Source organism: Steroidobacter denitrificans, from assembly GCF_001579945.1.
Lineage (GTDB): Bacteria > Pseudomonadota > Gammaproteobacteria > Steroidobacterales > Steroidobacteraceae > Steroidobacter > Steroidobacter denitrificans.
In genome coordinates this window covers 1812543-1836113 of record NZ_CP011971.1, presented here as the reverse complement: position 1 = coordinate 1836113, position 23571 = coordinate 1812543, and the positions used below count along the sequence as shown (strand labels likewise).

General features: G+C 65.7%; 23 protein-coding genes and 2 pseudogenes. 7 read left to right on the top strand and 18 right to left on the bottom strand.

The window, feature by feature from the left end; all coding sequences use genetic code 11:
- Positions 1-4 precede the first annotated feature (4 nt).
- The 4 genes from ACG33_RS08340 (at position 5) to ACG33_RS08325 (ending at position 3998) form a co-directional block, all read left to right on the top strand.
- A complete protein-coding gene (locus tag ACG33_RS08340; protein ID WP_066920299.1) occupies positions 5-1414 on the top strand; it encodes an MBL fold metallo-hydrolase RNA specificity domain-containing protein in 1410 nt (469 codons plus the stop codon).
- Positions 1414-2280: an LOG family protein gene (locus tag ACG33_RS08335; protein ID WP_066923064.1), complete on the top strand. Its 867-nt coding sequence runs from the start codon at positions 1414-1416 to the stop codon at positions 2278-2280. The genes ACG33_RS08340 and ACG33_RS08335 overlap by 1 nt, the downstream gene beginning before the upstream one ends.
- Positions 2277-3473: a lipid A deacylase LpxR family protein gene (locus ACG33_RS08330; RefSeq protein ID WP_066920297.1), complete on the top strand. Its 1197-nt coding sequence runs from the start codon at positions 2277-2279 to the stop codon at positions 3471-3473. The genes ACG33_RS08335 and ACG33_RS08330 overlap by 4 nt, the downstream gene beginning before the upstream one ends.
- Positions 3474-3536: 63 nt before the next feature.
- Positions 3537-3998, top strand: coding sequence for a cytochrome c (locus ACG33_RS08325; protein WP_237392591.1), 462 nt, complete (start codon positions 3537-3539; stop codon positions 3996-3998).
- Positions 3999-4047: 49 nt separating this feature from the next.
- Here the strand turns inward: ACG33_RS08325 and ACG33_RS08320 are convergent, their stop codons facing one another.
- From ACG33_RS08320 to ACG33_RS08280, 9 genes are all read right to left on the bottom strand, one after another.
- A complete protein-coding gene (locus ACG33_RS08320) occupies positions 4048-6033 on the bottom strand; it encodes a relaxase/mobilization nuclease domain-containing protein (protein ID WP_066920292.1) in 1986 nt (661 codons plus the stop codon).
- A gap of 436 nt (positions 6034-6469) precedes the next feature.
- Positions 6470-7057: a S26 family signal peptidase gene (locus ACG33_RS08315; RefSeq protein WP_066920290.1), complete on the bottom strand. Its 588-nt coding sequence runs from the start codon at positions 7055-7057 to the stop codon at positions 6470-6472.
- Positions 7054-7587 (bottom strand): DUF2840 domain-containing protein, encoded by a 534-nt coding sequence (locus ACG33_RS08310; RefSeq protein WP_066920288.1) that lies wholly within the window; start codon positions 7585-7587, stop codon positions 7054-7056. Before ACG33_RS08310 ends, ACG33_RS08315 begins: the two co-directional genes overlap by 4 nt.
- On the bottom strand, positions 7584-7856 hold the full coding sequence (locus ACG33_RS08305) for a chromosome partitioning protein ParB (protein WP_066923062.1): 273 nt from the start codon (positions 7854-7856) through the stop codon (positions 7584-7586). Before ACG33_RS08305 ends, ACG33_RS08310 begins: the two co-directional genes overlap by 4 nt.
- Positions 7853-8491 (bottom strand): ParA family partition ATPase, encoded by a 639-nt coding sequence (parA, locus tag ACG33_RS08300; RefSeq protein WP_066923059.1) that lies wholly within the window; start codon positions 8489-8491, stop codon positions 7853-7855. Before parA ends, ACG33_RS08305 begins: the two co-directional genes overlap by 4 nt.
- Before the next feature lie 253 nt (positions 8492-8744).
- Positions 8745-9602: a replication initiator protein A gene (locus ACG33_RS08295; RefSeq protein WP_066920286.1), complete on the bottom strand. Its 858-nt coding sequence runs from the start codon at positions 9600-9602 to the stop codon at positions 8745-8747.
- A gap of 26 nt (positions 9603-9628) precedes the next feature.
- Positions 9629-9910, bottom strand: a complete 282-nt coding sequence (locus ACG33_RS08290; protein WP_066923057.1) for a helix-turn-helix transcriptional regulator — start codon at positions 9908-9910, stop codon at positions 9629-9631.
- Between the two features lie 125 nt (positions 9911-10035).
- Positions 10036-10791 (bottom strand): DUF2285 domain-containing protein, encoded by a 756-nt coding sequence (locus ACG33_RS08285; protein WP_066920284.1) that lies wholly within the window; start codon positions 10789-10791, stop codon positions 10036-10038.
- A gap of 325 nt (positions 10792-11116) precedes the next feature.
- Positions 11117-11467, bottom strand: a complete 351-nt coding sequence (locus ACG33_RS08280) for a DUF2958 domain-containing protein (protein ID WP_066920282.1) — start codon at positions 11465-11467, stop codon at positions 11117-11119.
- Between the two features lie 315 nt (positions 11468-11782).
- Between ACG33_RS08280 and ACG33_RS08275 the strand changes: the two genes are divergently transcribed.
- Positions 11783-12076: a helix-turn-helix domain-containing protein gene (locus ACG33_RS08275; protein WP_066920280.1), complete on the top strand. Its 294-nt coding sequence runs from the start codon at positions 11783-11785 to the stop codon at positions 12074-12076.
- A 492-nt stretch (positions 12077-12568) separates the two neighbouring features.
- On the opposite strand, the gene ACG33_RS08270 is transcribed toward ACG33_RS08275, so the two are convergent.
- The 3 genes and pseudogenes from ACG33_RS08270 to ACG33_RS08260 all read right to left on the bottom strand — a co-directional run.
- Positions 12569-12778, bottom strand: coding sequence for a hypothetical protein (locus ACG33_RS08270; protein WP_066923053.1), 210 nt, complete (start codon positions 12776-12778; stop codon positions 12569-12571).
- Between the two features lie 62 nt (positions 12779-12840).
- Entirely contained in the window at positions 12841-14889 is a 2049-nt protein-coding gene (locus tag ACG33_RS08265; protein WP_066920278.1) for a ParB/RepB/Spo0J family partition protein, read from the bottom strand.
- Between the two features lie 78 nt (positions 14890-14967).
- Positions 14968-15210 (bottom strand): annotated as a pseudogene (locus ACG33_RS08260) (DUF932 domain-containing protein); the annotation flags it as partial.
- 63 nt (positions 15211-15273) lie between these two features.
- On the opposite strand from ACG33_RS08260, the gene ACG33_RS08250 reads away from it, so the two are divergent.
- Positions 15274-16445, top strand: a protein-coding gene (locus tag ACG33_RS08250; RefSeq protein WP_157071718.1) for an IS3 family transposase whose coding sequence is annotated in 2 segments (ribosomal slippage) — positions 15274-15556 and positions 15556-16445 — 1173 coding nt in all. Because the reading frame shifts where the segments join, the coding sequence is not laid out codon by codon here.
- Between the two features lie 29 nt (positions 16446-16474).
- Here the strand turns inward: ACG33_RS08250 and ACG33_RS08245 are convergent.
- Positions 16475-17059, bottom strand: a pseudogene (locus ACG33_RS08245) (DUF932 domain-containing protein); the annotation flags it as partial.
- Positions 17060-17691: 632 nt separating this feature from the next.
- On the opposite strand from ACG33_RS08245, the gene nhaA reads away from it, so the two are divergent.
- Positions 17692-19044 carry a Na+/H+ antiporter NhaA gene (gene nhaA / locus ACG33_RS08240; RefSeq protein WP_066920272.1) on the top strand — a complete coding sequence of 451 codons (1353 nt, stop codon included), beginning with the start codon at positions 17692-17694 and terminating at the stop codon, positions 19042-19044.
- Between the two features lie 130 nt (positions 19045-19174).
- Here the strand turns inward: nhaA and ACG33_RS08235 are convergent, their stop codons facing one another.
- The 5 genes from ACG33_RS08235 to ACG33_RS08215 form a co-directional block, all read right to left on the bottom strand.
- Positions 19175-19453: a hypothetical protein gene (locus tag ACG33_RS08235; RefSeq protein WP_066923049.1), complete on the bottom strand. Its 279-nt coding sequence runs from the start codon at positions 19451-19453 to the stop codon at positions 19175-19177.
- 65 nt (positions 19454-19518) lie between these two features.
- Positions 19519-19869 carry a DUF2958 domain-containing protein gene (locus tag ACG33_RS08230; RefSeq protein WP_066920270.1) on the bottom strand — a complete coding sequence of 117 codons (351 nt, stop codon included), beginning with the start codon at positions 19867-19869 and terminating at the stop codon, positions 19519-19521.
- Between the two features lie 278 nt (positions 19870-20147).
- Positions 20148-20657, bottom strand: coding sequence for a RadC family protein (radC, locus tag ACG33_RS08225; protein ID WP_066920268.1), 510 nt, complete (start codon positions 20655-20657; stop codon positions 20148-20150).
- Positions 20658-20982: 325 nt separating this feature from the next.
- A complete protein-coding gene (locus ACG33_RS08220; protein ID WP_066920266.1) occupies positions 20983-22146 on the bottom strand; it encodes a PDDEXK nuclease domain-containing protein in 1164 nt (387 codons plus the stop codon).
- Positions 22143-23342, bottom strand: coding sequence for a tyrosine-type recombinase/integrase (locus tag ACG33_RS08215; protein ID WP_066920264.1), 1200 nt, complete (start codon positions 23340-23342; stop codon positions 22143-22145). The genes ACG33_RS08220 and ACG33_RS08215 overlap by 4 nt, the downstream gene beginning before the upstream one ends.
- Between the last annotated feature and the right edge of the window lie 229 nt (positions 23343-23571).

Sequence of the window (23571 nt, the reverse complement as noted above, 5' to 3'; positions counted from 1 at the left end):
TCCCATGAAGCTGAGTTTTCTGGGTGCAGCGCGTGAAGTCACCGGGTCGTGTTTCCTGGTGGAAGCGCTCAACGTACGCTTCCTGGTGGATTGCGGCATGGTTCAGGGCGGACGAACGGCGGCGGCACGCAATCACGAGCCGTTCCCGTTCGATCCGGCGTCCATCGATTTCGTACTTCTGACCCATGCCCATATCGACCACAGTGGGCTATTGCCCAAACTCACGCGCGCAGGATTCAAGGGGCCCATCTACGCCACGCCAGCCACGGTCGATCTGCTCGGGGTGATGCTGCCCGACAGTGCTCACATCCAGGAAAGCGATGCGAAGCGGGTTGCCAGGCGCCTCAAAAAGCAGACCGTGCTGCCACCCCTGTATACCCTGCAGGATGCACGTGAATGCCTGCAGCGAGCACGAGGCATCGAATACGACCGGGAGTTCGCACCCCGCGTCGGGGTGCGTGCCCGCTTTCGTGATGCCGGACACATCCTCGGATCAGCCATCGTGGAGGTCTGGGTCACCGAGTACGGTTACCCCACGAAGCTCGTGTTCAGCGGCGACCTTGGCCAGCCGGGGCGCCCCATCCTGCGCGACCCGACGCTGATCGAGGATGCAGACATCCTCGTCATCGAATCCACCTACGGAAATCGGCAGCACAAGGATTTTTCGGCAACCGAAGCGGACATGATCGATATCGTCGAGAAAACCCTGTTCGAGCGCGGCGGCAACGTCATCGTGCCGGCCTTTGCGGTCGGCCGAACCCAGGAGGTGCTCTACCACCTGCATCGTCTCACCTGCGAGGGGCGGCTGCGCCAACCAACTGTGTTCGTGGATTCACCGATGGCCACGGAAGCCACGCGCATCACGCGTGAGCATCTTGATCTGTTCGATGAACAGGCAAAGCGTCTGGCCGGGTGGCGCGCGCGTGGCGAGAATCTCCCATATCTGCGCTTCACGGAAAGTGCCGAGGAGTCCATGGCGCTGAACCGGATTCGTTCCGGGGCCATCATCATTTCTGCCAGCGGCATGTGTGATGCGGGACGTATCCGACACCACCTGCGCCACAACTTGCCACGCCGTGAATGCAGCATCCTGTTTCCCGGTTTCCAGGCGCAGGGGACGCTTGGCCGGCGCCTGATCGAGGGCGCCGAACGTGTACGCATCTTCGGCGAGGACATCCCGGTACGCGCGGCGATACACAGCGTGGACGGCCTCTCGGCACACGCCGACCAGAAGGCGCTGCTGGATTGGGCTCGGGGTTTTGCTCAACCCCCGGCCCAAACCTTCGTGGTGCATGGGGAAGAGTCCGCCGCGCTGGCGTTCGCCGAACTCTTGCAACAGCAGCTCGGCTGGCAGGTCACGGTGCCCGGCCATGGTCATTCGCTGCGCTGGCCGGACTTTCTGGCGCACGAATGATGAAGCCCACTGAACATCTCGATGAACGCCTGCGCGCCATCCGCGAGTCGCCAACGTACCGCCTCGCTTACGAGGACATCGAGCTGCTTGGCCAGGACGAACTGCGGCCGCTGCGACTACAACTCGAACTGCTCAAGCCCGAGTGTATCCTGCACGAGCAAGGCATTCGCTCGACGGTAGTGGTCTTCGGCAGCGCACGCGTGAGCGATGCCGAAACGGCAGCTGCCCGCCTTGGCGCGCTTGAACAGGCGATGCTCGCCACTCCAGAGAAAGCCGGGCTGAAGCAAGAGCTTGCCCGAGCCCGCCGCCGGGTCGAACAGGCACGTCACTATGAGCAAGCGCAGCGCTTCGCGAGCCTGATTTCGAGCCGCTTTCAGCAGCAGAGCCGCCGTGATTTCGTCGTCGTCACCGGGGGTGGCCCCGGCATCATGGAGGCCGCCAATCGCGGGGCCTTCGAAGTCGGCGCGCGCTCGATCGGACTGAACATCACGCTGCCGCACGAGCAGGCACCCAACCCCTACATGTGTCCGGAACTGGCGTTCCGCTTCCACTATTTCGCGCTGCGCAAGATGTACTTCCTGATGCGCGCCAAGGGGCTGGTGGCCTTCCCCGGCGGCTATGGAACGCTTGATGAGCTGTTCGAGGTGCTGACGCTGATCCAGACCGGAAAGATGCAACGGATTCCGGTGGTTCTGGTCGGTCGTGCGTTCTGGCATCGCGTGGTTGATTTCGATCTTCTGCTCGACGAAGGCTATGTCTCCCCATCCGATCTCGACTTGTTCACCTGCGTGGATGAAGCCGAGGAAATCGTCAGTGCCCTCGAACGCTTTTATGTCAACAGGGCGGCAGGTGATGCGTCAACATGATGTGCATCGACCGGCATCACTGGAGCCTGCGCGGCACCAAGGTGCAGCCGATACAGTGCGCCACCTTGTTGATTGCGGGTGCATTGTTCAGCCCGATTTCTGCTCTTGGTTCCGACTTCTCGCTTCCTGTCGATTCCTCCTCCTGCTTGCCGGAACAGTCCCTGCGCTGGCGGGGTGGCACCCTGCGGCTGGAGAACGACTTGTTCACCGGCACCGATCGCAATTACACCAACGGTGTGGCGCTCACCGTGGTTTCACGCGATCTGCAAGGCGCACTCCGCCCGGAATGTCTGCCCCAGCCGATTGGTTGGTATGCCCGTTTCATCGGCTGGGTCGATCCCGAGTTCTGGCGCGACTCCGGCGCCCAGTCGGCATCGCAAAACGTCGTCGTTCGCTTTGGTCAGTCCATGTACACCCCCGAGGACAAAGCGCGTAGCGATCTGATACCAGGCGACCGGCCGTATGCCGGTTTGCTCTACCTGGGTCTGGCGTGGAATCGCCGTGTCCACCCACAAGCCGCGAATTACGAAATGCTTGACGTGCGTGAGCTGACCCTGGGCGTGATCGGCCCCTGGTCGCTGGCTGAGCGGTCCCAGAACCTTGTGCACCGGGTACGCGACATCGAGCGCTTTCGCGGCTGGGACAACCAGTTGCGCAACGAGCCGGCGTTTCAGATGGCCATGGAACGCAAGTACAAGCCATATACGGAAGGCGCCGTCCGTCCCGGGTGGGGCGGCGACGTGATCGGCAGCTATGCCCTGCGTGTCGGAAACATCGAAACCGCCGCCAGTACCGGTGTGGAGTTTCGCGCGGGCTGGAACATACCGAACGATTTCGGCAGCTATCCGATTCGCCCTGGCGCGGAGAATCGTCCGCCCTCAGGCGTGGCCGCTTTGCGCACAACAACGCCGCAATCGGTTCAGGCGCCGAAACCTGGGGCGCATGTCTTCCTGAATCTGGAGGCCAAAGCCGTCGCATGGGATTTTTCGCTCGACGGAAACATGTTTCGGCACAGCCACCACGTCAGCCGGCGGCCCTGGGTCGCGCAAGCGGCCATCGGCATCAGCAGCCAATGGCTTGTTGCCGGGCGTGGCCTGCGGCTTGCCGTGATGCGCGTCTGGAGAACCCGCGAGTTCGATCAGCAGACAGGCCACCACGCATTCGGATCGATTGCGCTGAGCCTGGAGTTTTGAGGGTGCCCACAACCATGCGCTCGTCGGCAGAACCCTTTATCAATCACCTCAATGGAGGAACTCATGAGCTACCTCTTGAACCCTCGTCCGTTTTTCACGATCGCCTTTTCCGTAGCCTTGGCAACCACCGCCACGGGAATTGGTGCGCAGTCCGTAGAGATCGCAAAGCCAATGGCTCTTCGCACTGTGATGGAAAAACTGGGCCAAGATATGCAAGCCGTCACTGGTGCGATTTCCAAGGAAGACTGGGCGATGGTTGCCGAGTTGGCACCAAGGATCGCCAAGCATGCCGAACCGCCCATGTCGGAAAAGGTGCGCATCCTTACGTGGCTCGGCTCGGATGCCGGCAAGTTTCGTGGCCTTGACGGACAGGTGCATGACGCCGCGACCGCCATGGGCCAGGCTGCACAGCGGAATGACGGCCACGCAGTCATCGAAGCTTTCTCCAAAACCCAGCAAAGCTGCCTAGCCTGCCACCAGAGTTTCCGACACTCGTTCGTGGAAAAATTCTACGGAAGCCGCTGACAAGTGTTGGGCGGGATGAATAGCTACGCCTGCTGGCGAAGACCAGCCTCTACCCAACCGACATGCCTCGACGAATTCCGAGTTCCCAGGAGATCGATCCCCTGTGTAGGGTCGCGGCGAGCTGCTGTCCCAGCCGCTGCTCGATTACGGGTTTCCACGGCACCAGCGCGAATCCCATGCCGTCGTCCAGCATCGCGTAGCGCCCGCTGGCGAGCATGACGCTTCGCCGATAGATACCGGACACACGCTGCCCGTCCGCCACGGGCCGATGCTCCAGGCCGGTTTCAGCGGCAATGTCCTTCGCTGCCTGCGCCAGTTCCCGGTTGCGCAGCGTGCCCAGCAGGTTGCGCGCCAGGATCACACGCTGCCCGCGCCGCTCGGCCAGCCCCTGTTCGGCCAGGAAGTCGGCGCGCTGCTGTATGGCCTGCCTGGCTTCGCTGCCAAAGCCCAGGTCGCCCAGGCCCGAGCCGCCACCGATCAACTGCTGGTCGAGCCAGGTGGCACCGATCATGCGCGCCTGCCGCTCGATGGGCAGGTGCGATTTCAGCTCCACGGCCACGCCGCCCAGGCGCTGCGCGTCGTAGCGGCGGCCCTGCTCGGGCAGGTCGCGCGGCACCTTCCATAGCCCATCGGCCACGCGCTCCACGATGCCCGCTCGGCGCAGGGCCTCCAACCGGCGGACGTGGGCGGCAACGACCTCCTGCGGGTCGCGGCCGGGGGCGGGGGCGGCCTGGCCCTGTGCCACGGCCAGGTGATGGTCGGTGCGGTACAGGCCATCGCTCGCCAGCGCAGCGATGTTCCTGTCAGCCGCGCGCACGTCGGCCGATCCCTTCACTTCCACCACGGCTCCGGTCGGATAATTCGCCAGCTCGTCGCGGGCGTTGAGCGCGACGTAGTGCGCCTTGCCGTCCACGCCGTCGATGACCAGATAGCCTCGGTCGCGCAGCTCGTCGGCCAACCCCTTTGCGGCCACGCGGCCGAGAATGGTTCGGCCGTCGTCGCCAGGCTCGAACACCGCCAGCTCGCGCGGCTCGCCGCGCATGGCCCGCTGCATGGTGCGGATGATGTCGCCGCGCTCGCCCAGGGCGCGCAGGGTCTTCTCGGCATCGGCATGGACGGCCCAGGTGCCGGGCTGCGTCTCGTCGGCCAGGCCCAGCCGCTGCAAGCGTTGCAGGCGGCCGATCAGCAGCAGGCGCTGGCGTTGCAAGCGGGGTTCGTTGAGCCGTTCGACATGCACCAGGCCATCGCTGCCAGCCTCGCCTATCTCACGTTTGAGGGTGCGATCCAGGCTCGTCCATCGCTCCTGTTCCACCTCGCGCCTCAAGGTCTGCTGGATCTCCAGCTCGGTGCGCGGCCCCAGCCATTCGGTCGTCAGTTCGGCGGCCCGGTGGCGGAAGCCGTCGGCGATGTAGTCGCCCGCGATGATGAGGTCTTTGCCCGTGTCGTCGCGCCCGCGCACGACGATGTGCGTGTGCGGGTTGTCGGTGTTCCAGTGGTTCACGGCCACCCAATCGAGGCCCGTCCCAAGGTCGGCCTCCATGCGCCCCATGAGGTGCCGCGTATAGGTGCGCAGGTCTTCCAGCTCCGCGCCATCTTCGGGCGAGAGGATGAAGCGGAAATGGTGCCGATCGTCGGCGCAGCGTTCCTTGAAGGCGTCGAGGTCGGCGGCGTCGGTCTGAGGCCCGTAGGCTTGACCCGGCTCGCCGTCGCGCTCGATGTAGCGCAGGTGCTTGGCGAGCGATTGCGGGCTGGCCCGCTGATGGTTCACCAGCAGCGTCTTGATGGTCACGCGCCGCGACAGGGGCGTCAGCTTCGCGCCCGCGAAGCGCGCCGCCGTGTGGCCGCGCCCCAGGCGCGAGCCGGGGCGTTGGCCGGTGCCACGCGCCGATGCCGGACGGCGCACCGTGGACTTGCCGCTGCTGGCCTTGCCCGCCTGCTTGAGCACCTTGGAAACAAAGCTCTGCCCCTGGCCCTTGCCCCGGTTCTTCGGGGCGCTGGGGCGCACGCGGAAGTCGTCGTTGCGGCGGTCGCTCATGGCTGCGCTCCCTGCAAGCTGGGGCGTGTCCTGTCGTGCGAAGCACGCGGACATGCCTGCATTGGCGCGGGCCTCGCGCCACACGCGGCACGGCGGCGAAGCCGCTCCGTGCCGCGCCAACCCCACGTGCAGACTGGCTTTCGACGCGGCCCGGTGCCGCGTCCTTTTGTCTTGCCTTCCGCCTTTGCCCCTCGCTGGCGCTCCGGGCAGCGGCGGCCCGGCGGCGCTGCTGCGTGAGCAGCCAGCGCGCCGGCGAACGCGGCGACGGCCACAGGTCGGGCGCGTTCGAGGCAAGACGCCTGCACATGGGAAGGCAGCGCGAAGTGCAGCGCGGATGCGCTCGCACTGCACGCGCAACGACATGCGGAAAGCCACCGGATCGGCACGCCCGATGGCACGATGAGATGCACGGCAACGTGCAGCGAATCGGCGGCCATCATGGGCGGGACTCCAGCCAGACCGGATGCGCGACACCGATCACGGCGGATACGCTGACCGGCCCGAAATACCGGCTGTCGAACGACGCCGGGTTGGTCGTACTGAGCAGGAACAGTTCGCCGGGTTCGAGGTGACGGCATTGCTGCCAGGATGGCAGCGGCCGGCCCCAGCGATCAGCAGGCAGCACGGCGGCCGAAGGCACGCCGTCGATGCGGACGATGCGACCAGAGATGCACACCTCCTGCGGTGCGATGGCGCCCACGCGCTTGAGCAGCGGCACGCGCGCCGGCAGGTAGCCGCGCTGCGCGGCCAGCGCGGCGGCGTCTGGCGGCAGCGTGGTCAGTACGATGCTGCCCACGGACAATGGACGTGGCAGCGGGCCGGCACCGTGGCCCAGCGGATCGACGCGATACCAGCCGACCGCCACGCTGTCGGACGGGTTGTAGATCAGGCGCGGCAGCGGATGCACGAAGGATGCCCAGGCCAGCGCAGCGAGGCCGCAGGCGGATAGGCCCGCAAGTACGATGCGAGCGCGCAGGCGCGAACGGGGATGCGGCGCGGTGTTGGCGGCACAAGTGGCAGTCATGGCAGCGCCCTCCCGGTCAGCCAGGCGGCGTGCTGCTCGGCGGTGTATTCGGGCAGCGGCAAGCGCGCGGCGAGCCGATTTGCGAGCGTGCGCCAGTACGCGGGCGAGGCGCTGCCGGGCGCGATGTCCAGCGCCTCGATGGCGTCGATGCGTTCCAGCACGGCGCGCACTGCGTTCTCGCCCTCGGCGTACAGCAGCAGGCGTGCGCCTGGCTGCACGCCGGGGATGCGCTGCGCCGCATCGAGCGGCGTGCAAGCCTGCATGACCATGAGCTGCCAGCGCACGGTGCCGTAGTCGTTGGACTGCCAGCGGATGCGGCAGAACACGGCGCCCGGCATGAACACCGCGCAGCGCCGCCAGCGGTCGAGCTGGAGCGTGCGCGCGGGTTCGCCGAAGCGCAGGTAGAGCTTGAAGCGCGGTTCGATGTAGGCCAGCGCCACGCGCGTCAGCGGTGCGCTGGCTGGCTGGCCGGAAGGTGCTGCGAGCGCGGCCGTGGCCGCGCCAGCGACAGGCGAAGCGGATGCAGTCATGGCGTGTTCTCCCTGCGGTGTTCAGGAAACTCCCGCTCCAGCAGGCCGCGCAGCAGGTCGGCCACGGTCACGCCTTGACCGAAGGCGGCGATCTTGATGCGAGCGCGTAGCGCGGGCGTCACGTCGAGGGTCAGGCGAGCGGTGTAGAGGTCGCCCTTGCCCAGCGCCTCGGCGTCGCCCTGGCGAATCCACGCCTCGGCGTGCGGATTCTCGGGCGGACGCGCGCCGATGCCGACGCGCTTGACGCGTACTGGTGGCTTCGCTGTCATGTCGGCCACCGCAGCAGTTCGTCCACCAGTGCGGTGATTTCGCGGGCGGCCGCGCTGTCCGGCGCCGTCTCGCGTGCCAGCCGCCCAGCGGCCACGCTGTCGGCGAACACGATGCGCTGATGCACTTCCGCGCGCAGCGCAGGAAGCGGCTGGTCGGCGAGCGCCTGGCGCGCTTCGCGCCCGATCACGGTAGTGCTCACGCGCCGGTTGACGACGAAGGCCGCGCGCAGCGCAGGCCGAAAGACTTGCGCCTCGCGGATCAGCGCCACCATCTCGGCACTGGCCCACAGGTCGTAGGGGCTGGGCTGCACCGGGATCAGCACGCGCTCGGCCGCCAGCAGCGCGGAGCGCGCCAAGGCGGCGATGCGCGGCGGCCCGTCGATGACGACGTGATCGGCCCTCCTGGCGAGTTCTGGCGCTTCCTGATGCAGCGTTTCGCGAGCCAGGCCCACGGCGCTGAACAGCCGTGGCAAGCCTTGCTGGCTTCTGCGCTGTGTCCAGTCCAGCGATGAACCCTGCGGGTCGGCGTCCAGCAGCACGACGTGCTGGCCGCGCATCGCCAGCTCGCCGGCGATGTGCGTGGCGAGCGTGGTCTTGCCTACGCCGCCTTTCTGGTTGAGCAGAGCGACGATCATGGCCTGGCCCTCCATGCTGGAAAGCCGGGCTTTGGCTGCTGCGTTTGTGGCCGCGTGGTGGTTGTCCACCGCAGCGGCGTTTCCCTACTAAAAGTTAGAGAAATGAAGTTAGGGAAGTTAGAGGACGCGGAAACCCAGTGCTGGCGCGGGTTTGCGGCCGATCGGCACGCCTGATAGCACGATAGTCCCACGCCTGATAGCACGATACCCCGCACGCCTGATAGCACGACCCCATCCACAGGCTCTCCCGGAGTTATCCCCGTGCCGTATGCGGCACGGGCCGGAAGGTCAGCAGCTCCATGCCGTTGTCCGGCATCCGCTCGATGCCCAGGACGTAGCCGGGCAGCGACTGCCGCGCGACCAGCGCGCGCAGGTCGCAGGCGAAGTCGTAGGGCTTCGCGGTACTGCCCGATTTCTGGTGCAGGTAGCGAAAGTCGAACTGCCAGCCGTGTTCCTGCTTGCCGCCGTGCTTGCGCACCAGGCGGTACAGCCACCGCTCGATGCCGCCGGTCAGCCGGAAATACGCCGGGTCGATGGTCAGCACCAGGGCGGCGTCGAGCACGCCGGCATAGAACCAGTCCGGCAGGATCAGCTCGATGCCCAGCGGCGTGCCGTTGGCATCGGCCAGTTCCTTCCATTCGTTGATCCACGAGAAGCGGTGTAAGCGTCGCCCGGTCGTCTCGCGGATGGACGTGGCCACGGTGGTCGATTGCAGCCGGTCGAGCGCGGCCTTGAGGCGCTGGTAGTCGCGCAGCGACTTGCCGCGCCCGATGAAGCGCAGGATCTCGTAGGGCGTGGCGCGCATCAGCCGCGACGGCCACAGGCCCGCGTCCTTCGCTTCCACGATCTGCGAGGCCGCCCATATCAGCACGTCCGCATCCCAAATCGTGGCGATGCCGTGCTCCTTCGTGCCTTCCACGCGGATCGTGATGTTGCCCGCACGGAAGTCGATGGGCTTGACCCGCTTGGACTTGCCGAGCGAGAAGAATGGATAGGCCATCAAATCCTGGCTGTCGCGCGGCGCCATGTCGCCGGGCAAGGCGCGGAACAGGTCGAGCTGTTCGCGCTCCTGCAACGGCCGCTGCCGGGACGGCAGCGCGGTGCTGGACATGGCGATGGCCTGCCGCGCGCCGCCGATCAGCGCGCACGGCTGTCGGCCGAGTGGTGCTCGGCGTATTCGGGATCGGAAGTCGTCTCGAAGCTGCGGTCGGCGGCCCAGGCATCGAGGTCGGCCACGGCGTACATGACGCGCCGGCCGAATTTCCTGAACTTCGGCCCGCCGCCGATCACGCGCTGTTTCTCCAGCGTGCGCGGTGACAGCCGCAGATACTCGGCGGCTTCGTCATTGGTCAAATAGCGTTGGGGCTGCGAGGGTGTGGCAACGGCAGCGGCAGCAGGCCGCAAAGGAGAGGGACGCATCGGATGAACCTCCATCGGACAGGAACGCCGGCAGCACCAGCGCGGCCGGATGGAGGCAGTCTCAAGATAGCGATGCGTTGTGCAGAGGGTCGTTTTGCAGGGCGGGCAATACGACCCTCCCCAGCTCATTCAAGCTGTGCAAGGCGGCGGTAGCCGCCGCGCATCAGCGATTGGCCACGCTGCACCAGGCGGCGCACGCGCGAGCGCAAGCCGCCGTCTGCGTGCCAACCGTCGGCCACGGCGTCGGTGCCAAACAGCCCAACGGCTGTTTCGCGCAAGGACGCGCCCGCGAGGGTCGCGTCGAGCGCCTGCAAGGTGTGCAGTTCCAGCAATGCAGCGGGAGTGGGCCGGGATCGCGCTGCCGCCCTCGGCGCGGCCACGGCCGCCATCGTCAGCTTGTCTAGCTCTGCCGCGAATGCACGGTAGCGTGCGCAGGGTGCCGAGCAGGCGCGGACGGTGTAGAGATAGGCCATGCCATCGGCCAGGCCCGGCGCCAGTACGAGCCGGGCGCAGCAGCCGGGCCAGCGCGCCACCAGCGCCAAGCGCCTACCGTCATGGATCAGGTGTTTCCAGCCAGGGACACGCCAGAACTCGAAGGCGTGGGCATCCGGCGGTGGGTCGGCATCCGGGTAGAGCTGGAGCACGGCGTCATGGTCGGGGAACCAAGCTGGATGTGCATCGCGCGCATCCAAGGCCGGGTCTTCCAGCAGGCGCAGGCCCCAGCCATGTGCCGCTTCCGGACGGCGGCGACGGCGCAGCCAGTCGCGCCGGTAGTCGGGATTTCTTCGGAGATATTCCCAGGCCAGAGCAGGCCCATCGAGATGCAGAACATACAGATATGCGGCTGTGGGATACCAATGCTCGGCGCTTCGGTCAGCCATGACGTGGACTCCTTCCCTGTTGGAACGTCGCCACGGGCATCGAACGCAGTAGGGCTATGGCATCACGACATCAAAGCGTCATCGAGGGCGGTTAATTTCAAGCCACAACGGTCGGTGTCAAGACGGAATGACTCCGAAGCCTTGCGCGGATTGTCCGAGTGCGACGGCCGCGCGGCCCGGAAATGGTGCGCAGCACTGCGCACCCTGCCGCAAGCCGCGCCGAGCATCATGTCCCTTTCGGTCAGGGACGCACTCCCTCGGTGCATGAGTGACTATTCAGACCGCAACCGTCTTGGTTCAGACCGAAAAAGACACAATGCGCCGGTCAGTCGGGGATGGAACCATCGCGCTGCGCGAGCTGGACGTACTCCGATAGCGGCCGCGAGGCGCGAAAATGCAAGTCGCGCAGAACGGGGCGCCGCCGCGGCCCGAGGATGCTTGCCAGGTCGGACAGCTTGATCGTTCCCAACGCAGGCATACCGATGCCGAGGTCGATCAGCCCCCAGGCCGTGTCGCCATCGGTCGGGTCGAGTGCGGCCAGCAGCCAGGTCGCGTGCGCGTCCGGTGTGAACAGCCGCACCACCGGCATAGGGTCGATGCTTCGGCCAACGGCGCGCGCCGCACCGTTGGCGAGCAGTTGCGCGCGCTCCTCGGGAGTGGTCAGTGGCTGAGTCATAGTCGGGGACCCCACACATCCGAGGATGCACGGACACGCTTTTCAGTCAAAGCGCAGAACCGCCAAGCCGCATCCACGCTTTCGCCCGGAAGCACGGATACGCAAGCCGTCGAATCCGTACATGCACGGAAACGCAGAAGCGGAACTGTGAGGGCCAGGAAAGACACGAATGCGGTTCCCCGATTCTGTCGGAATCCGCCAATGCTGGTTTCCGTAAAAGCACGAAAGCGGGTCGGTTCGCCGGAATGAACACTATAGATTGTAGCCCTATAGGTCGCAATCGACTGTCATCTTGGTTTTTACGGAAACCATCGGATGGCAGCGAAACCCTCATTGGCGGCGGCAATACGGACGGTCAGGAAAGCGCGCGGCTTGAGCCAGGAAGCATTCTCCGACGTGTCCAGCCGCACCTATATGAGTTCGCTGGAACGCGACTTGAAAAGCCCGACGATGCACAAGCTGACCGAGCTGTGCGAGGTCATGGAAGTGCATCCGCTCACGCTGCTGACGCTGGCCTATGCCGGTGACAGCTCGCGCAAGACCGAGCAACTTCTGGCGCAAGTGCGCCAGGAACTGGAGGCCGTCTTGGAGGAGCGCGACGCGCCGTAGGCGCGCGTGACGTGCTGCGCCAGCAGCACAGCGCCCCGTCCATCGCGGCGGGCCGATCCGGCGCAGCCGGTTCGGCCGCATCGAGGGGTGCCAAGCATCGCGCGGCGGGGATAGCCCGCAGGGCTTTCCCCCGGAGGCAAGCGCAGCGCGCAGCGCCGCAGGCGCGAAGGCGTGAGGGATTGAAGCCGAATGGCCGTGACGGCAAAGACGGCACGGGGCGCAGCCCGAATGCCCGGCGGCGCATCGCGCCGACACGCCCAGGCCGTTCCAGATTTCCAAGCAGGGAGCGCGAATATGCCTCTGATGAAATGGGCGCTGCTCAAACTGCGGGCCATGCACGCGGCAGGCCGAAAACTGCTGGTCATTCCTGCGTACTGCGGGCGTTCCGATTTCGCAGTTGGGCTTGAACACCGGGCGCGGCCACTGCCGCGCCCGGATTTTTGCGTACACCGCGCCAAGGACGGCACGGCCTGGGCGCGGTGTCGATCGCGGTTATTCCTTCGTTTCGATAAGCCACCACACGGCACGCGGCAAGGCGCGGCCCGTGATGGGGTGAATGTCGGTGAGGTCGGCGCAGGCCATCCAGCCCGAGGACGGACGATAGCCGCGCACGTCGCCTTCGCCGTGCCAGCGGCGGGCGCGTACCGTGCCGGGGGCGTAGGTCGCCGCCATGCGTGGGCGGCTGGTCGTGGTGCGGGTCATGGGCTGCTCTCCTTCCAGCGAAGCGCCCCAGTCGAGGCCGGGGCGCTTGCCTTCGGCGCGGGTCAAGCGGCCAGCGCCTCGGCGGGTTCATCCGTCACGGCGTCGGCATCCTCCGGGGCGTCCTGCTCCGGGCCTTCTTCCTGCGCGGCCTCCTGCGGGCCTGCGGCCTTGAAGATGGCGGGCATCCAGCCCGTGCCATCCGCCAGCCGCTCGGCTTCGCTGGCAATGTCGGCCTTCTTGAGCTTCGCCAGCCGGGTGACGGATTCCGGCGCAAACGCGCCCACGGCATCCAGAATCGCGGCCTTGGAAACGTGCTTGAAGTAGCCCTCTGCGGTTGGCTTCCACCATGCGGCCATGTCGAGGCCCACGGCCTGCGCCAGTTCCTCGCCGCGCTGGTGCGTCGTGGCGCGGGGCGTCACCACGTCCACCGTTGCGGCCACGCATACCGCCAGCAGGCGCACCAGTTCGTCTTGCGGCTTCGCCAGCAGCACGGCGAACAGTTCGGCGCTGTCCTCCGGCAAGGCAACACCTGCCACCTGTTGCAGTTCGCGCAGTGCCACGGTGGCAGGCGATTCCGGCCAGTCCGGGGCCATGCCTTCCAGCCGGTCTTGCACCGTGAGGCGCACGCCCAGCGGCAGGCCATCGCCGTAGGCGTCGGGCTGCAAGACGGTTTGCACCATGCCATGCACCAGCGCGGCCAGCGCGACGTGCGGATGCCGGGCGACTTCGATTTGCAGCGCCGCCGTGCGGTGGGCGCTCAACCGCTGCGCCAGTCGGTCGGACAGGCTTGCCGCCTTGGGCGCGTCGTCGTCCTCGTGCTCGTCGTTGGCGGCTTCGCCTTCGGTGCTGCCGAAACCGCGTCGCAGCTTGTCGAGCGTGCGCAGCGCCTTGGCCTCGGCTTCGCGCAGCAGGCCGCGATGAATGACGGCCTCGCCGTTGCGGTCGATGGTGACGATGGAGCCGGCCACGTCGCGCACCTCTGGCGCATAGCCTTGCAAGGCGTCCTCCGCGTCTTGCAGTTCCCCGACCACCTGATCGCGCCGCTGTTCCAGTTTCTCGGCCTTGGCCTCGTCCTCGGCGTCGCAGGCTTCTTCCAGTTCGGCGTCGATCTTTTCGAGGCGGGTTTCCAGCGCGGCGATGCGGCGGGCCTCGCGGGTGGTCGGCTCGCGGCGGTGGCGCGGGGCGTTCTGGAACGCCTGCCGTTCCTCGTAGGCCAAATGCGGCACGGCCTCCACCCACGCCCATCCCTCGGCGCGCACGTCCTCGGCCAGCGTTGCCAGCTTGTCGCGCACCAGCGTTTCCAGCACTCCGGTATCGGTGAGGTAGGTTCCGGCATCGCCTTCGGCGAACAGGTCGCGGCGGATACCGCCGCCTGCCTGCCGGTAGGTGTCCAGTCCGACGAAGCGCACCAGCGCGTGCGCGGCGTCGATTTCGCGTTCGGTCAGGCGCTCGCGCAGCTTGGACGGGCTGCGCTGCCATTCCGGCGCACCATAGAACGCGGCTTCCTGCGCGGCGTGGTCGTCAGTGATGGTCAGGGCCATCAACTGTTCCAGCGTCACGCCACCGGCCCGGTAGTCGGCCATCAGGCGCGGCGAGACGTTCGCCAGCTTCAAGCGGCGCTGCACCACCAGCGGGGACACGCCGAAGTCGGCGGCAATGTCCTCGATGGGTCGGCCTTCCTTGACCAGCGCGGCGAAGGCCGCGAACTGGTCGGCGGGGTGCATGTTCTCGCGTTGCACGTTCTCCGCGAGGCTGACGGTGCGGGCCGAGGCATCGGGCACCAGCAGGCACGGCACTTCGTAGTCGGCGGGGATGCGCTTCTTCTTCGCCAGCAGCTTCAAGGCGGTCAGGCGGCGGTCGCCTGCGACGACTTCGTATTGCTCGCCATCGGCGGCGAGGATGACGATCAGGTTTTGCAGCAGGCCGATGCGGGCGATGCTCGCGGCCAGTTCGGGGATGGACTGGCGCGGGGTCGTGCGGACGTTGCGCTTGGAACGGCGCGGCAGCAACTGCGAGAGGGGAACCAGGATCAGGTTCTTGGTCGGGTCGGCCACTTCCAGCGGTGCGGCGGCTTCGATGGCGACGGCTTCGGTTTTGAGTACGGCGTTCATGGTGATTTCTCCTAGCGGTTGGGATGCAGCAGCGAGAGAAGCGGCAAGGGCTGCTGCCTGCCCCTGCCGCGTGGGGAATCAGGCTTTGAGCTGACGCAGGCCATCGGCCAGCAGCCACAGGGCGCGATTCAGGCGCACGCTTTGGTCGATGCCCTGCACGGGCCGGGTGGTCTGGCGGCGGCCATTCGCGGCACGGGCGGACAGGCCGCCTTTGGTCAAGTTCTCCTGCGTGCGGTTGAACACACTCCACAAGTCGCGGCGGTCGTCGTCATGGCGGCGCGGCATCAGGATTTGCGATTCCGTGATGGGCGCGGGCTTGTCTGACGCTGCCTCGGTTTCACGTACATCAGATTATTGGTATTTTCTGATGAACGGGAGAACGAAATGGGCAAGAAAGAGTACACGTCGAACCGGCAGTATACGGATGAGTTCAAGATCGAAGCGGTGCGACTTGCGGCGTCGATCGGAGGTAATCCTGCAGCCAAGCGCTTAGGGATTCCGCAGTCCACGGTAACGAACTGGGTTCGCCGCAGCAAGGCGGGGACGCTTGGCGAGCCTGGGGCAGCGCCGGTAAAGCGGCCCGTGTCGGAGTTGGAGATTGAGAACACCCGGTTGCGTCGCGAACTGGCGAACGCCAAGTTAGATCTTGAGATCGTAAAAAAAGCGGCGGCGTATTTCGCAAGGGAATCGCGGTGAGGTACGCCTGGATCGAAGCACATCGCGACCAGTACAGTGTGAGCCGATTGTGCCGGCTGCTCGCCGTCTCGCGCTCGGGCTACTGCCAATGGCGTGGCCGCCCGCCGAGCGAACGTACACTGGCCAATGCGGCGCTCGACGCACGAGTGGCGGCGATGCATGCGGCTAGCGGACGCAGCTACGGGCGTCCGCGGATCGTAGAAGGCCTGCGCAGCCAGGGGCTCACGGTTGGCCACGAACGGGTGCGCAAGAGCCTGCACCGCCAGGGTCTACGGCCGGTCTACAAGCGTGCCTACCGTGTAACGACCGACTCGAATCATCGCAAGCCGATCGCGGCCAACGTTCTGGAGCGTCGATTCGATGGCTGGTCGGTCAACCAGGCGTGGGTGGCCGACATCACGTTCGTTGCGACCGGCGAGGGCTGGCTGTACTTGGCTGCGGTGATGGATCTGAGCAGCCGGCGCATCGTGGGCTGCTCAATGAGCGATCGCATCAATGCCGACCTGGTGTGCAGCGCTCTGCGCTCGGCGTATTGGCGTCGCAAACCGGCGGGGGATCTGATCATGCATACCGATCGCGGCAGCCCGTACGCAAGCGACCGATATCGCAACATGATCAAGGACTTCCGAATGGTTCAGTCGATGAGTCGGCGTGCGAACTGCTGGGACAACTCCCCAATTGAAAGTTTCTTCAAGACGTTGAAAGTTGAGCGCGTCTATCAACTGCGTTACGAAACGCGAGCCCAAGCTCGACTCGACCTCGTCAACTGGATAGAAGGCTTCTACAATCTGCAACGAATGCATTCATCGATCGGCTATCAGACGCCGGCTGCTGCTGAATCCAGTCTCAGGGCTGCATAGGTGGTGTACGTCGAATCGAGGCAAGATCAGTCTTCGTCGTACTTCAACGCGAGCGCAGCGCGGGCGAACACTTCCGATTCCCCGGCGTCCAGCGTGATTGCGCGCATGGCATCGCGGGATTCCTGCGCCCGGTCGAAACCGTGCAGGACTTCGTAAGCGCCTTCGATGACGTGGGCGGCTACGTCGCCTTTGTGGGGCACGCGCACGTCCGCCACGGTGTCGCCGCAGACAAGGCCATTGCTGCAAACGAAGCGGAACATCCCGGCCAGCATCTGATAGCTGCTGGTGCCGTCATGGGAGTTCAGCAGGATGATTTCGTTGGCCTCGCGGCCGTTGATCTGGCTGGCGTGGCGCAGCCGGATCATGTGCTTGGTGTAGTCGCGGCGGTCGTCGTGGCGCACGCGGGTTTGCGTCACCATGAAAGGCTCGAAGCCTTCCCCGCGCAGTTCCTGCAACACCGTAGCGGTGGGGATGTAGCTGTACCGCTCGGAGCGGCTTTCGTGCGGGGCGTCCGCGAAGATGGACGGGGCCACGGCCCGGATTTGGTCATCGGACAAGGGACGTTCCGAACGCAGCACCGGGGAACGGGAAGCGAAGCGGGATGCGAGTTGCATGGCATTTCTCCTGACAAAGGAAAAAGGGTTTGCTGTTCACACCGCACACCGGATTCCTAGATTCGGAGCCCAGCCTTTCGGCTGTTCGGTGCGGTCGGCACGAGGAACCCGGTTGGCCCTGTTGCCACCGTCTTTCCTGAGTTCATCGCCCGCGACGGTCAGGAGCGCGCGGACGGGTGCCGTCAAGGAGGCAAGCGCAGGGTTGGTGCGGCCCGCAGGCGCAGCCGAGGACACGGCCCTGCGCGCCTTGACGGCACACGGGCGCGGGCTACAGTCGCGGACAAGGTGATGAAGTCAGGGGAGACGGCTGGACAAGGCAACGGCCGCCTCTTTGCGCCGACCGCACGGCAAGCGAAGCGCGCAGGCCCGGATCGAGAAATCCGGGCCGGAGGCGTCAGCCGAGCGGAGCGAGGGAACGATGGAAGCCCGTCAGGGGCGAGACTCGCGCAGCGAGGCTCGATGCGCAGCACAACAGCGCGACCGGCCATGCTTCTTGGCCGGGGACGCCCTGAACTTCAATGTGGTCGATCTTCCCGATCTCATCCTGTAAAATAGAGCGCAGGTGTTAGCTGCATATCGCAGCGGAACAGGTTCATGCGCTGGTCGGGCCGCCACGCGGAGTTTCCACGACCATGCACCGCCACACCTCGCGGCAGGATCTGCCGCGCGCCCAACTCTTGGCCGAACGCGCTTTCGCCACCCTCGAACGCTTCCTTCATATCGAGGCCGCCAGCGGCATCGTGCTGCTGATTGCGGCAGCTACTGCACTGATCTGGGCCAACTCACCGCTCGCACATAGCTATCACGCGCTCTGGCATTCGCCGCTGTCGATCGGTATCGGCAGCTACGTGTTTTCGCAATCCCTGCATTTCTGGATAAACGATGCCTTGATGACCATCTTTTTCTTGGTCGTCGGCATGGAAATCCGCCGTGAAATACACGAAGGCGCGTTGAGCGATATGAGGCAGGCGAGCCTGCCGATCATGGCCGCGGTGGGCGGCGTGGCCGTGCCCGCGCTCATATACTTGAGCTTGAACACTGACCCGGTGCGTCAACACGGCTGGGCCGTGCCAACCGCCACGGACATTGCCTTTGCCGTGGGCGTGCTGGCGCTGCTAGGCCGCTCGATCCCTGCCAATGTGCGCGTTTTCCTGTTGGCGGTGGCGATCATCGACGACATCATCGCCGTGCTCATCATTGCGCTGTTCTATTCAGGCGGACTCGACTACCACGGCTTCATCGTCGCGGGCCTCGGCATCCTGATGGTGCTCGGGTTCCACCGGCTCGGCATTGGTTCGGCCTATGCCTATGTGCTTCCCAGCGCCATTACCTGGATCGGCCTGCTGATGACCGGCGCACACCCGACGCTGGCGGGCGTCGTGCTCGGCATGATGACTCCGGTGATTCCGCTGCGCATGCGCGAAAGCCCTTTGGACATGGTGATGCGCGCAGCCGAGAAGCTGCGTGACCATGACGACAGCGCCGCCAGGGACGCGCATCACATGGCCGTGCCACTCAAGCAGCTTCGGCTGGCGCAGCGGGAGTTGCTGCCGCCCGTGGTTCGGGTGCAGATGGCGCTGCATCCTTGGGTGGCCTTCGGGATCATGCCGCTGTTCGCTCTGGCCAACGCCGGAGTCAACCTGGGTGGCATTGATCTGTCCGCCGCAGGTCCGCAGTGGGTCATGGGTGGCGTTGCGTTGGCGCTGGTGGCTGGCAAGCCGCTGGGCATGGTAGGGGTGAGCTGGATCGCGGTTCGGCTGGGTTGGTGCCGTCTGCCGCCCGGCGTTTCCTGGGGCGGCATCTGCCTGATCGGCCTGCTGGCCGGAATCGGCTTCACCATGTCCATCTTCATCGCCATGCTTGCCTTCACTGATGAAGCCATGCTGGGCGCAGCCAAACTCGGCGTGCTGCTGGGGTCGTTGGTTGCGGCCGTGCTGGGCCTGGCTTGGGGTGTCATCTATCGACGCACGAGCAGAGCTGCGTGAGGGCCACGCCGGCGCAGTCGGGGCGGCAGGCTTTGCAGAGGCGCCAAGCACCGCGCGGCCGGGATAGCCCGCAGGGCTTTCCCCTGGAGGCAAGCGAAGCGCGCAGCGCCCCATCAGGGGCGCGTAGGCATCACGCCGGGTCGTCAGGACGCAGGCTGGATTCCGCAACCGGCATCCAAGGCGATGACGAGTCCAGCAGGTAGCGCGCACCGCGGGCGTACATGCCAGAAAGTCCGGTGGGCCGGTAGAGCCCGGTGACGCGGCACCGGAAATGCGCGCCGTATTCGTTGGTGAAGATCACCGCGTCGCTGATCTTGAAGCGCAAGGGCTGGCCGTTCTCCGGCGCGAACGGCTTGAGTGCATCGTGCTGCGCCGTGATTTCGATGATGTAGTCGTGATGGCTGCTCATGACATTGATCTCCTTCGATGGTTGAGAAAGCGCAAGGAGCGCCTTGCGGCGCTCCAAGGGCCGGGTCAGACAACGATCCGCCTGGCCAGCCGCGCATCGCGCGCGTAGGCACTCAACCGCTTCTCGGCGCGGAACGACAGGTCGCGCTCGACCGGCAGGCCCAGCCCGCCGCGCACCGTCGCCAGCTCGCCCAGGCTGACCCAGCCGATTTCCGGCGCACCCAGGCCCAGGTCGCAAAGACCAAAGGCGTGGTCGTGGTCATCGGGATCAATCTCGGTCAGCAGCCAGGTCGCGCCAGCGTCCGGCGTGAACAGCTTGACCACGGGGGCCGGATCGAAGTCCGGGTTCTCCAAGGATTCGCGGCCGTTGGCCAGCAGCACGACGCGCTGCTCGTCGGTGATGAGTGCGTTGTTCATGGTGAACTCCTGAAAGGTTGCCGGGCGGAATTGCCCGACCCCTCCGGGGCACGGCGCGCGCAAGCAGTCAGGGGTCAACGACGGCCGCAGGCCGCAAGCGTGCAAGCACGCGCTGCCCTTGACGGCGAGAACGCCGTGGCACGATGAAGGGAACAGCAAGACCGCCTCCCTCGCACCTCCATGCACCCCGGCTTTCGGCAAGTGCGCAGCTCGCGCAGGCCCGCGAGGACCGGAGTTGCGCCACCGGCCGCAGCAAAAGGGGGCCGAAGCCCCATCGGTCAGATCAGGCCGCGTTCGGCAAACGACGTGGTGGAGCTACCCGCCACGATGATGTGATCCAGCGTGCGGACATCCACCAGCGCCAGTGCTTCCTTGAGCCGCTGGGTCAGCACCTTGTCGGCTCTGCTCGGCTCCGGATTCCCGCTCGGGTGGTTGTGCGAAATGATGACTGCCGCCGCATTGAGCCGCAGTGCCTGCTTGACCACTTCGCGCGGATACACCGATGCGCTGTCGATCGTGCCGCGGAACATCTCGACGTACTCGATCAGGCGATGCTGCGTATCGAGGAACAGCACAGCGAACACCTCATGCTCGAAGCCGGCCAGCTTGGCGCGCAGGTATTCCTTGACCGCCGCCGGCGAACTGAACGACGCACTGCGCTGCATCTTGTGCTCGATGGCCTGGCGAGCGGCCTCCAGAATCTGGTCGGTGGTCGCCAACAGGTAGCGGCCCTGTGCGTCACGCACCATCAGCGAGGAATCGAACGAGGAAAAGGACAGTTGCGACATGATCGTGCTCCGGTTGCTCGGGCGGAATTGCCCGGAACCGTGGCCAGCACGGCGCAGCGCAAGCAGTCAGGGGTCGAAGACGGCCGCCAGGACGCAAGCGCGCATGGCGCGCGCCGCCCTTGACGGCGAGAACGCCGTGATACGGTGAAGGGAACAGCAAGACCGACCACACCCGCCCACTGCACACACTCGGCTTTTGCGGCAAGCGGAGCGCGCAGGCCCGACAGGGCCGGAGGCGTCAGGGGTCAAAGCCGGATGGCCGCGACTCGGTACGAGGCGCGGGGCGCAGCCCGAGAACCCGACGGCGGTACGCCGGGACGCCCGGTTATCGCTTGCGCTTCTTGGGAAGCACCGTCACGCGAGACTCGATCAGCCGCCGCGTGTTCTCCAGTTCCTTTTGCAGCACTTCGGCATCCGGCAGCACCATCCGGTAGTTCGCCGCCATGCCCTTCGTAGGCAAGCCTTCCAGCGCGTACCGCGCCAGCGCATGTCCCTTGTCGGCGCAGAGGATCAGGCCCACGGGCGGGTTTTCCTCGGCAAACGTCCAATGCTCCTTCGCGTAGTTGCAATACAAGTGCATTTGGCCCACATCGGCATGCGTCAGCGCACCGAGCTTCAAGTCGATGATGACCAGGCAACGCAACTTGCGATGGAAGAACAGCAGATCGACGCGATACCAAGTCTGGTCGATGCGCAAGCGACGCTGCCGCCCAACGAAGGTGAAGCCATCGCCCAGCTCCAGCAGGAAATCTTCGAGCCGCCGGATCAAGGCTTGTTCGAGGTCGGATTCGGAATACTCGTCCTTGAGGTTGAGGAACTCCAGCACATACGGGTCTTTGATCGCGTCATCGGCGGTGACGGCATCGGCCGGCGTCGGCACGGCGCCCTTGACCAGCATCGCCGCCTTGTTCTTCGACAGCGCCGTGCGTTCGTAGAACTGGCTGCCGATCTGCCGGTCGAGTTGGCGCACGCTCCAGCCGCCGCGCAGGGCTTCGGCCTCGTAGAACTGGCGGGCATGGTCGTCCTTGACCATTAGCAGCCGCACATAGGCCGACCACGGCAGCGGGAAGACGTGGGCCAGTTCGTCCAGCCGCCAAGGACGCCCCGGCACCAGCAGGGAGCGCCCTTGCATCGGCGCAGGGGAAGATTCGCTAGACACTGTCTGGCGAATTGGCCAGGTCAGGAAAAACGATCGCATCTGCTGCAAGTTCGGGCGGCTGAACCCGCGCCCGAACTGCGCAGTCAGGTCAGCAGACAGCCGTTCGATCAACTGCTCGCCATACCCCGCACGCCGCTTTCCCTGCTGCTCGGCCTCCACGATGCGCCGACCAATCTCCCAATAGCTGGCCGTCATCAGCGCATTGACGCTGCGTGCTGTCGCGCGGCGCGCAGCATCGAGCACTTCCACGATGCCGCCGTGAATGCCGGCATAGCCGGCCGGCAAGGCGGCGGGGGATTTCCCCGCCGCCGTAAGCGTCTTTCTGTTCATGCCACGGCCTCCTGGGGTTGCCGCGCGCCCGTGATGGCCTGCCGCCGGCTCGCTACCAGTTCGGCCGCTTCACGCACCGGCTTGTCCTCGGTGTGAACATAGTGCATGAACATCGCCACGGTCTTGTGGCCCGTCAGCTTCATGCCCACTTTGGTCGGCACGCCGGAATTGGCAATGTCGGTGGTCGAGCGATGGCGGATGCCGTGCGTGCCGACGTGCGGGACGCCGGCGGCCTTGAGCGCCCGGCACCAGCCGCCATAGTGCTCGCCAAAGGTCAGGTGCTTTGCCGGGTCGTTCGGCGACGGCAGGACATAGGGGCAGCCCTCCCGGCGTGGCGCCGTCGAAAGTAGCCGATAGGCTTCCTCGCTCATGGGCTTGGAAATGCCGCCGACCTTGCTGTCGGGCCACACCACGCGCCGGTTCTCGAAGTCCAGCCAGCTCCATTCGAGCGGGCAGATTTCGGAGCGCCGGGCGGCAAACTCGAATTGCAGCCGGATCGCCAGCGGAATGACGTAGTTCTCCAGCCCTTCCGCCTCCAGCTTCTCCAGATGGCGGAAGATCCGCACCAGTTCCTCGTCCACGATGAGCCGAGTTTCCTTGCCCGGCGGGTACATCGGGACGTGGCGGCACGGATTCGTGCCGTCCGGGCGGAAGCCCCACACTTCGGCTAGGTTGAACATCTTGCGTAGCACACCGAAGGTCTTGTTCGCCTCGGTCGGCTTGTAGGCCAGCTTCTCCATCAGCCCGGCAATGTCGGGCCGCTTCACGTCCTGCACCTTCTTGCGGCCCAGCAGCGGGATGATGTTGCGGTCGATGACGCCCTGATAGCCTTCCTGCGTGCTGGGCTTGTTGCGCTTCTTGGAGTAGTCCTCCATGAACTTCTTGCACAACTCGGCCATCGTGGGCGCCTTGCGCGCCTCGGCCTTGGCGCCGCCGGGGTCGCCGCCCCGGCGAACCTCGGCCAGCCAGTCCTGCGCCCTGACACGCGCCTGCTCGACGGTCAGTTCCCCGTACAACCCCAGCGAGGGCTTGCGGGGTTGGCCGGAGTTTGTGCGGTACTGGAGCATGAACACCCGGCGGCCCGTCGGGGTAATCTTGCACAGGAAGCCGGGCACCACGGTATCCCGCAGTTCGACATCCTTGGCCTGGGGTTGCGCCGACTCCACGGCGGTCTTGGTGAGCTTGATCTTTGCCATGATGACTCCTTGGAACGACCCGGATTCCAAGAGCCAGATAGGAGCGGCGCGAGGGAAAACCGGGTCAAGTTTCAGAAAGCACCGGCATATGATGGACGCGCGTAAGCTATTGATAAACCTGCTGTATCGAGCTGTGGCGCAGTCCAGCGAACTACCGGGCTGGAGTCATGCTGAAACAAAAAAAGGCGCCGACGCTGAACAGTCGAAAATCCGGCGGCGGCGTTCCCGC

Coding starts and splice junctions, on each gene's coding strand:
- ACG33_RS08310 (WP_066920288.1), bottom strand. CDS start 7,587: ATGACTGCATCCGCTTCGCCTGTCGCTGGCGCGGCCACGGCCGCGCTC.
- ACG33_RS08215 (WP_066920264.1), bottom strand. CDS start 23,342: ATGGCAAAGATCAAGCTCACCAAGACCGCCGTGGAGTCGGCGCAACCC.
- nhaA (WP_066920272.1), top strand. CDS start 17,692: ATGCACCGCCACACCTCGCGGCAGGATCTGCCGCGCGCCCAACTCTTG.
- ACG33_RS08280 (WP_066920282.1), bottom strand. CDS start 11,467: ATGACTCAGCCACTGACCACTCCCGAGGAGCGCGCGCAACTGCTCGCC.
- ACG33_RS08330 (WP_066920297.1), top strand. CDS start 2,277: ATGATGTGCATCGACCGGCATCACTGGAGCCTGCGCGGCACCAAGGTG.
- ACG33_RS08290 (WP_066923057.1), bottom strand. CDS start 9,910: ATGCGTCCCTCTCCTTTGCGGCCTGCTGCCGCTGCCGTTGCCACACCC.
- radC (WP_066920268.1), bottom strand. CDS start 20,657: ATGTCGCAACTGTCCTTTTCCTCGTTCGATTCCTCGCTGATGGTGCGT.
- ACG33_RS08285 (WP_066920284.1), bottom strand. CDS start 10,791: ATGGCTGACCGAAGCGCCGAGCATTGGTATCCCACAGCCGCATATCTG.
- ACG33_RS08270 (WP_066923053.1), bottom strand. CDS start 12,778: ATGACCCGCACCACGACCAGCCGCCCACGCATGGCGGCGACCTACGCC.
- ACG33_RS08340 (WP_066920299.1), top strand. CDS start 5: ATGAAGCTGAGTTTTCTGGGTGCAGCGCGTGAAGTCACCGGGTCGTGT.
- ACG33_RS08315 (WP_066920290.1), bottom strand. CDS start 7,057: ATGACTGCCACTTGTGCCGCCAACACCGCGCCGCATCCCCGTTCGCGC.
- ACG33_RS08265 (WP_066920278.1), bottom strand. CDS start 14,889: ATGAACGCCGTACTCAAAACCGAAGCCGTCGCCATCGAAGCCGCCGCA.
- ACG33_RS08295 (WP_066920286.1), bottom strand. CDS start 9,602: ATGTCCAGCACCGCGCTGCCGTCCCGGCAGCGGCCGTTGCAGGAGCGC.
- ACG33_RS08305 (WP_066923062.1), bottom strand. CDS start 7,856: ATGACAGCGAAGCCACCAGTACGCGTCAAGCGCGTCGGCATCGGCGCG.
- ACG33_RS08220 (WP_066920266.1), bottom strand. CDS start 22,146: ATGAACAGAAAGACGCTTACGGCGGCGGGGAAATCCCCCGCCGCCTTG.
- ACG33_RS08275 (WP_066920280.1), top strand. CDS start 11,783: ATGGCAGCGAAACCCTCATTGGCGGCGGCAATACGGACGGTCAGGAAA.
- parA (WP_066923059.1), bottom strand. CDS start 8,491: ATGATCGTCGCTCTGCTCAACCAGAAAGGCGGCGTAGGCAAGACCACG.
- ACG33_RS08320 (WP_066920292.1), bottom strand. CDS start 6,033: ATGAGCGACCGCCGCAACGACGACTTCCGCGTGCGCCCCAGCGCCCCG.
- ACG33_RS08335 (WP_066923064.1), top strand. CDS start 1,414: ATGAAGCCCACTGAACATCTCGATGAACGCCTGCGCGCCATCCGCGAG.
- ACG33_RS08235 (WP_066923049.1), bottom strand. CDS start 19,453: ATGAGCAGCCATCACGACTACATCATCGAAATCACGGCGCAGCACGAT.
- ACG33_RS08325 (WP_237392591.1), top strand. CDS start 3,537: ATGAGCTACCTCTTGAACCCTCGTCCGTTTTTCACGATCGCCTTTTCC.
- ACG33_RS08230 (WP_066920270.1), bottom strand. CDS start 19,869: ATGAACAACGCACTCATCACCGACGAGCAGCGCGTCGTGCTGCTGGCC.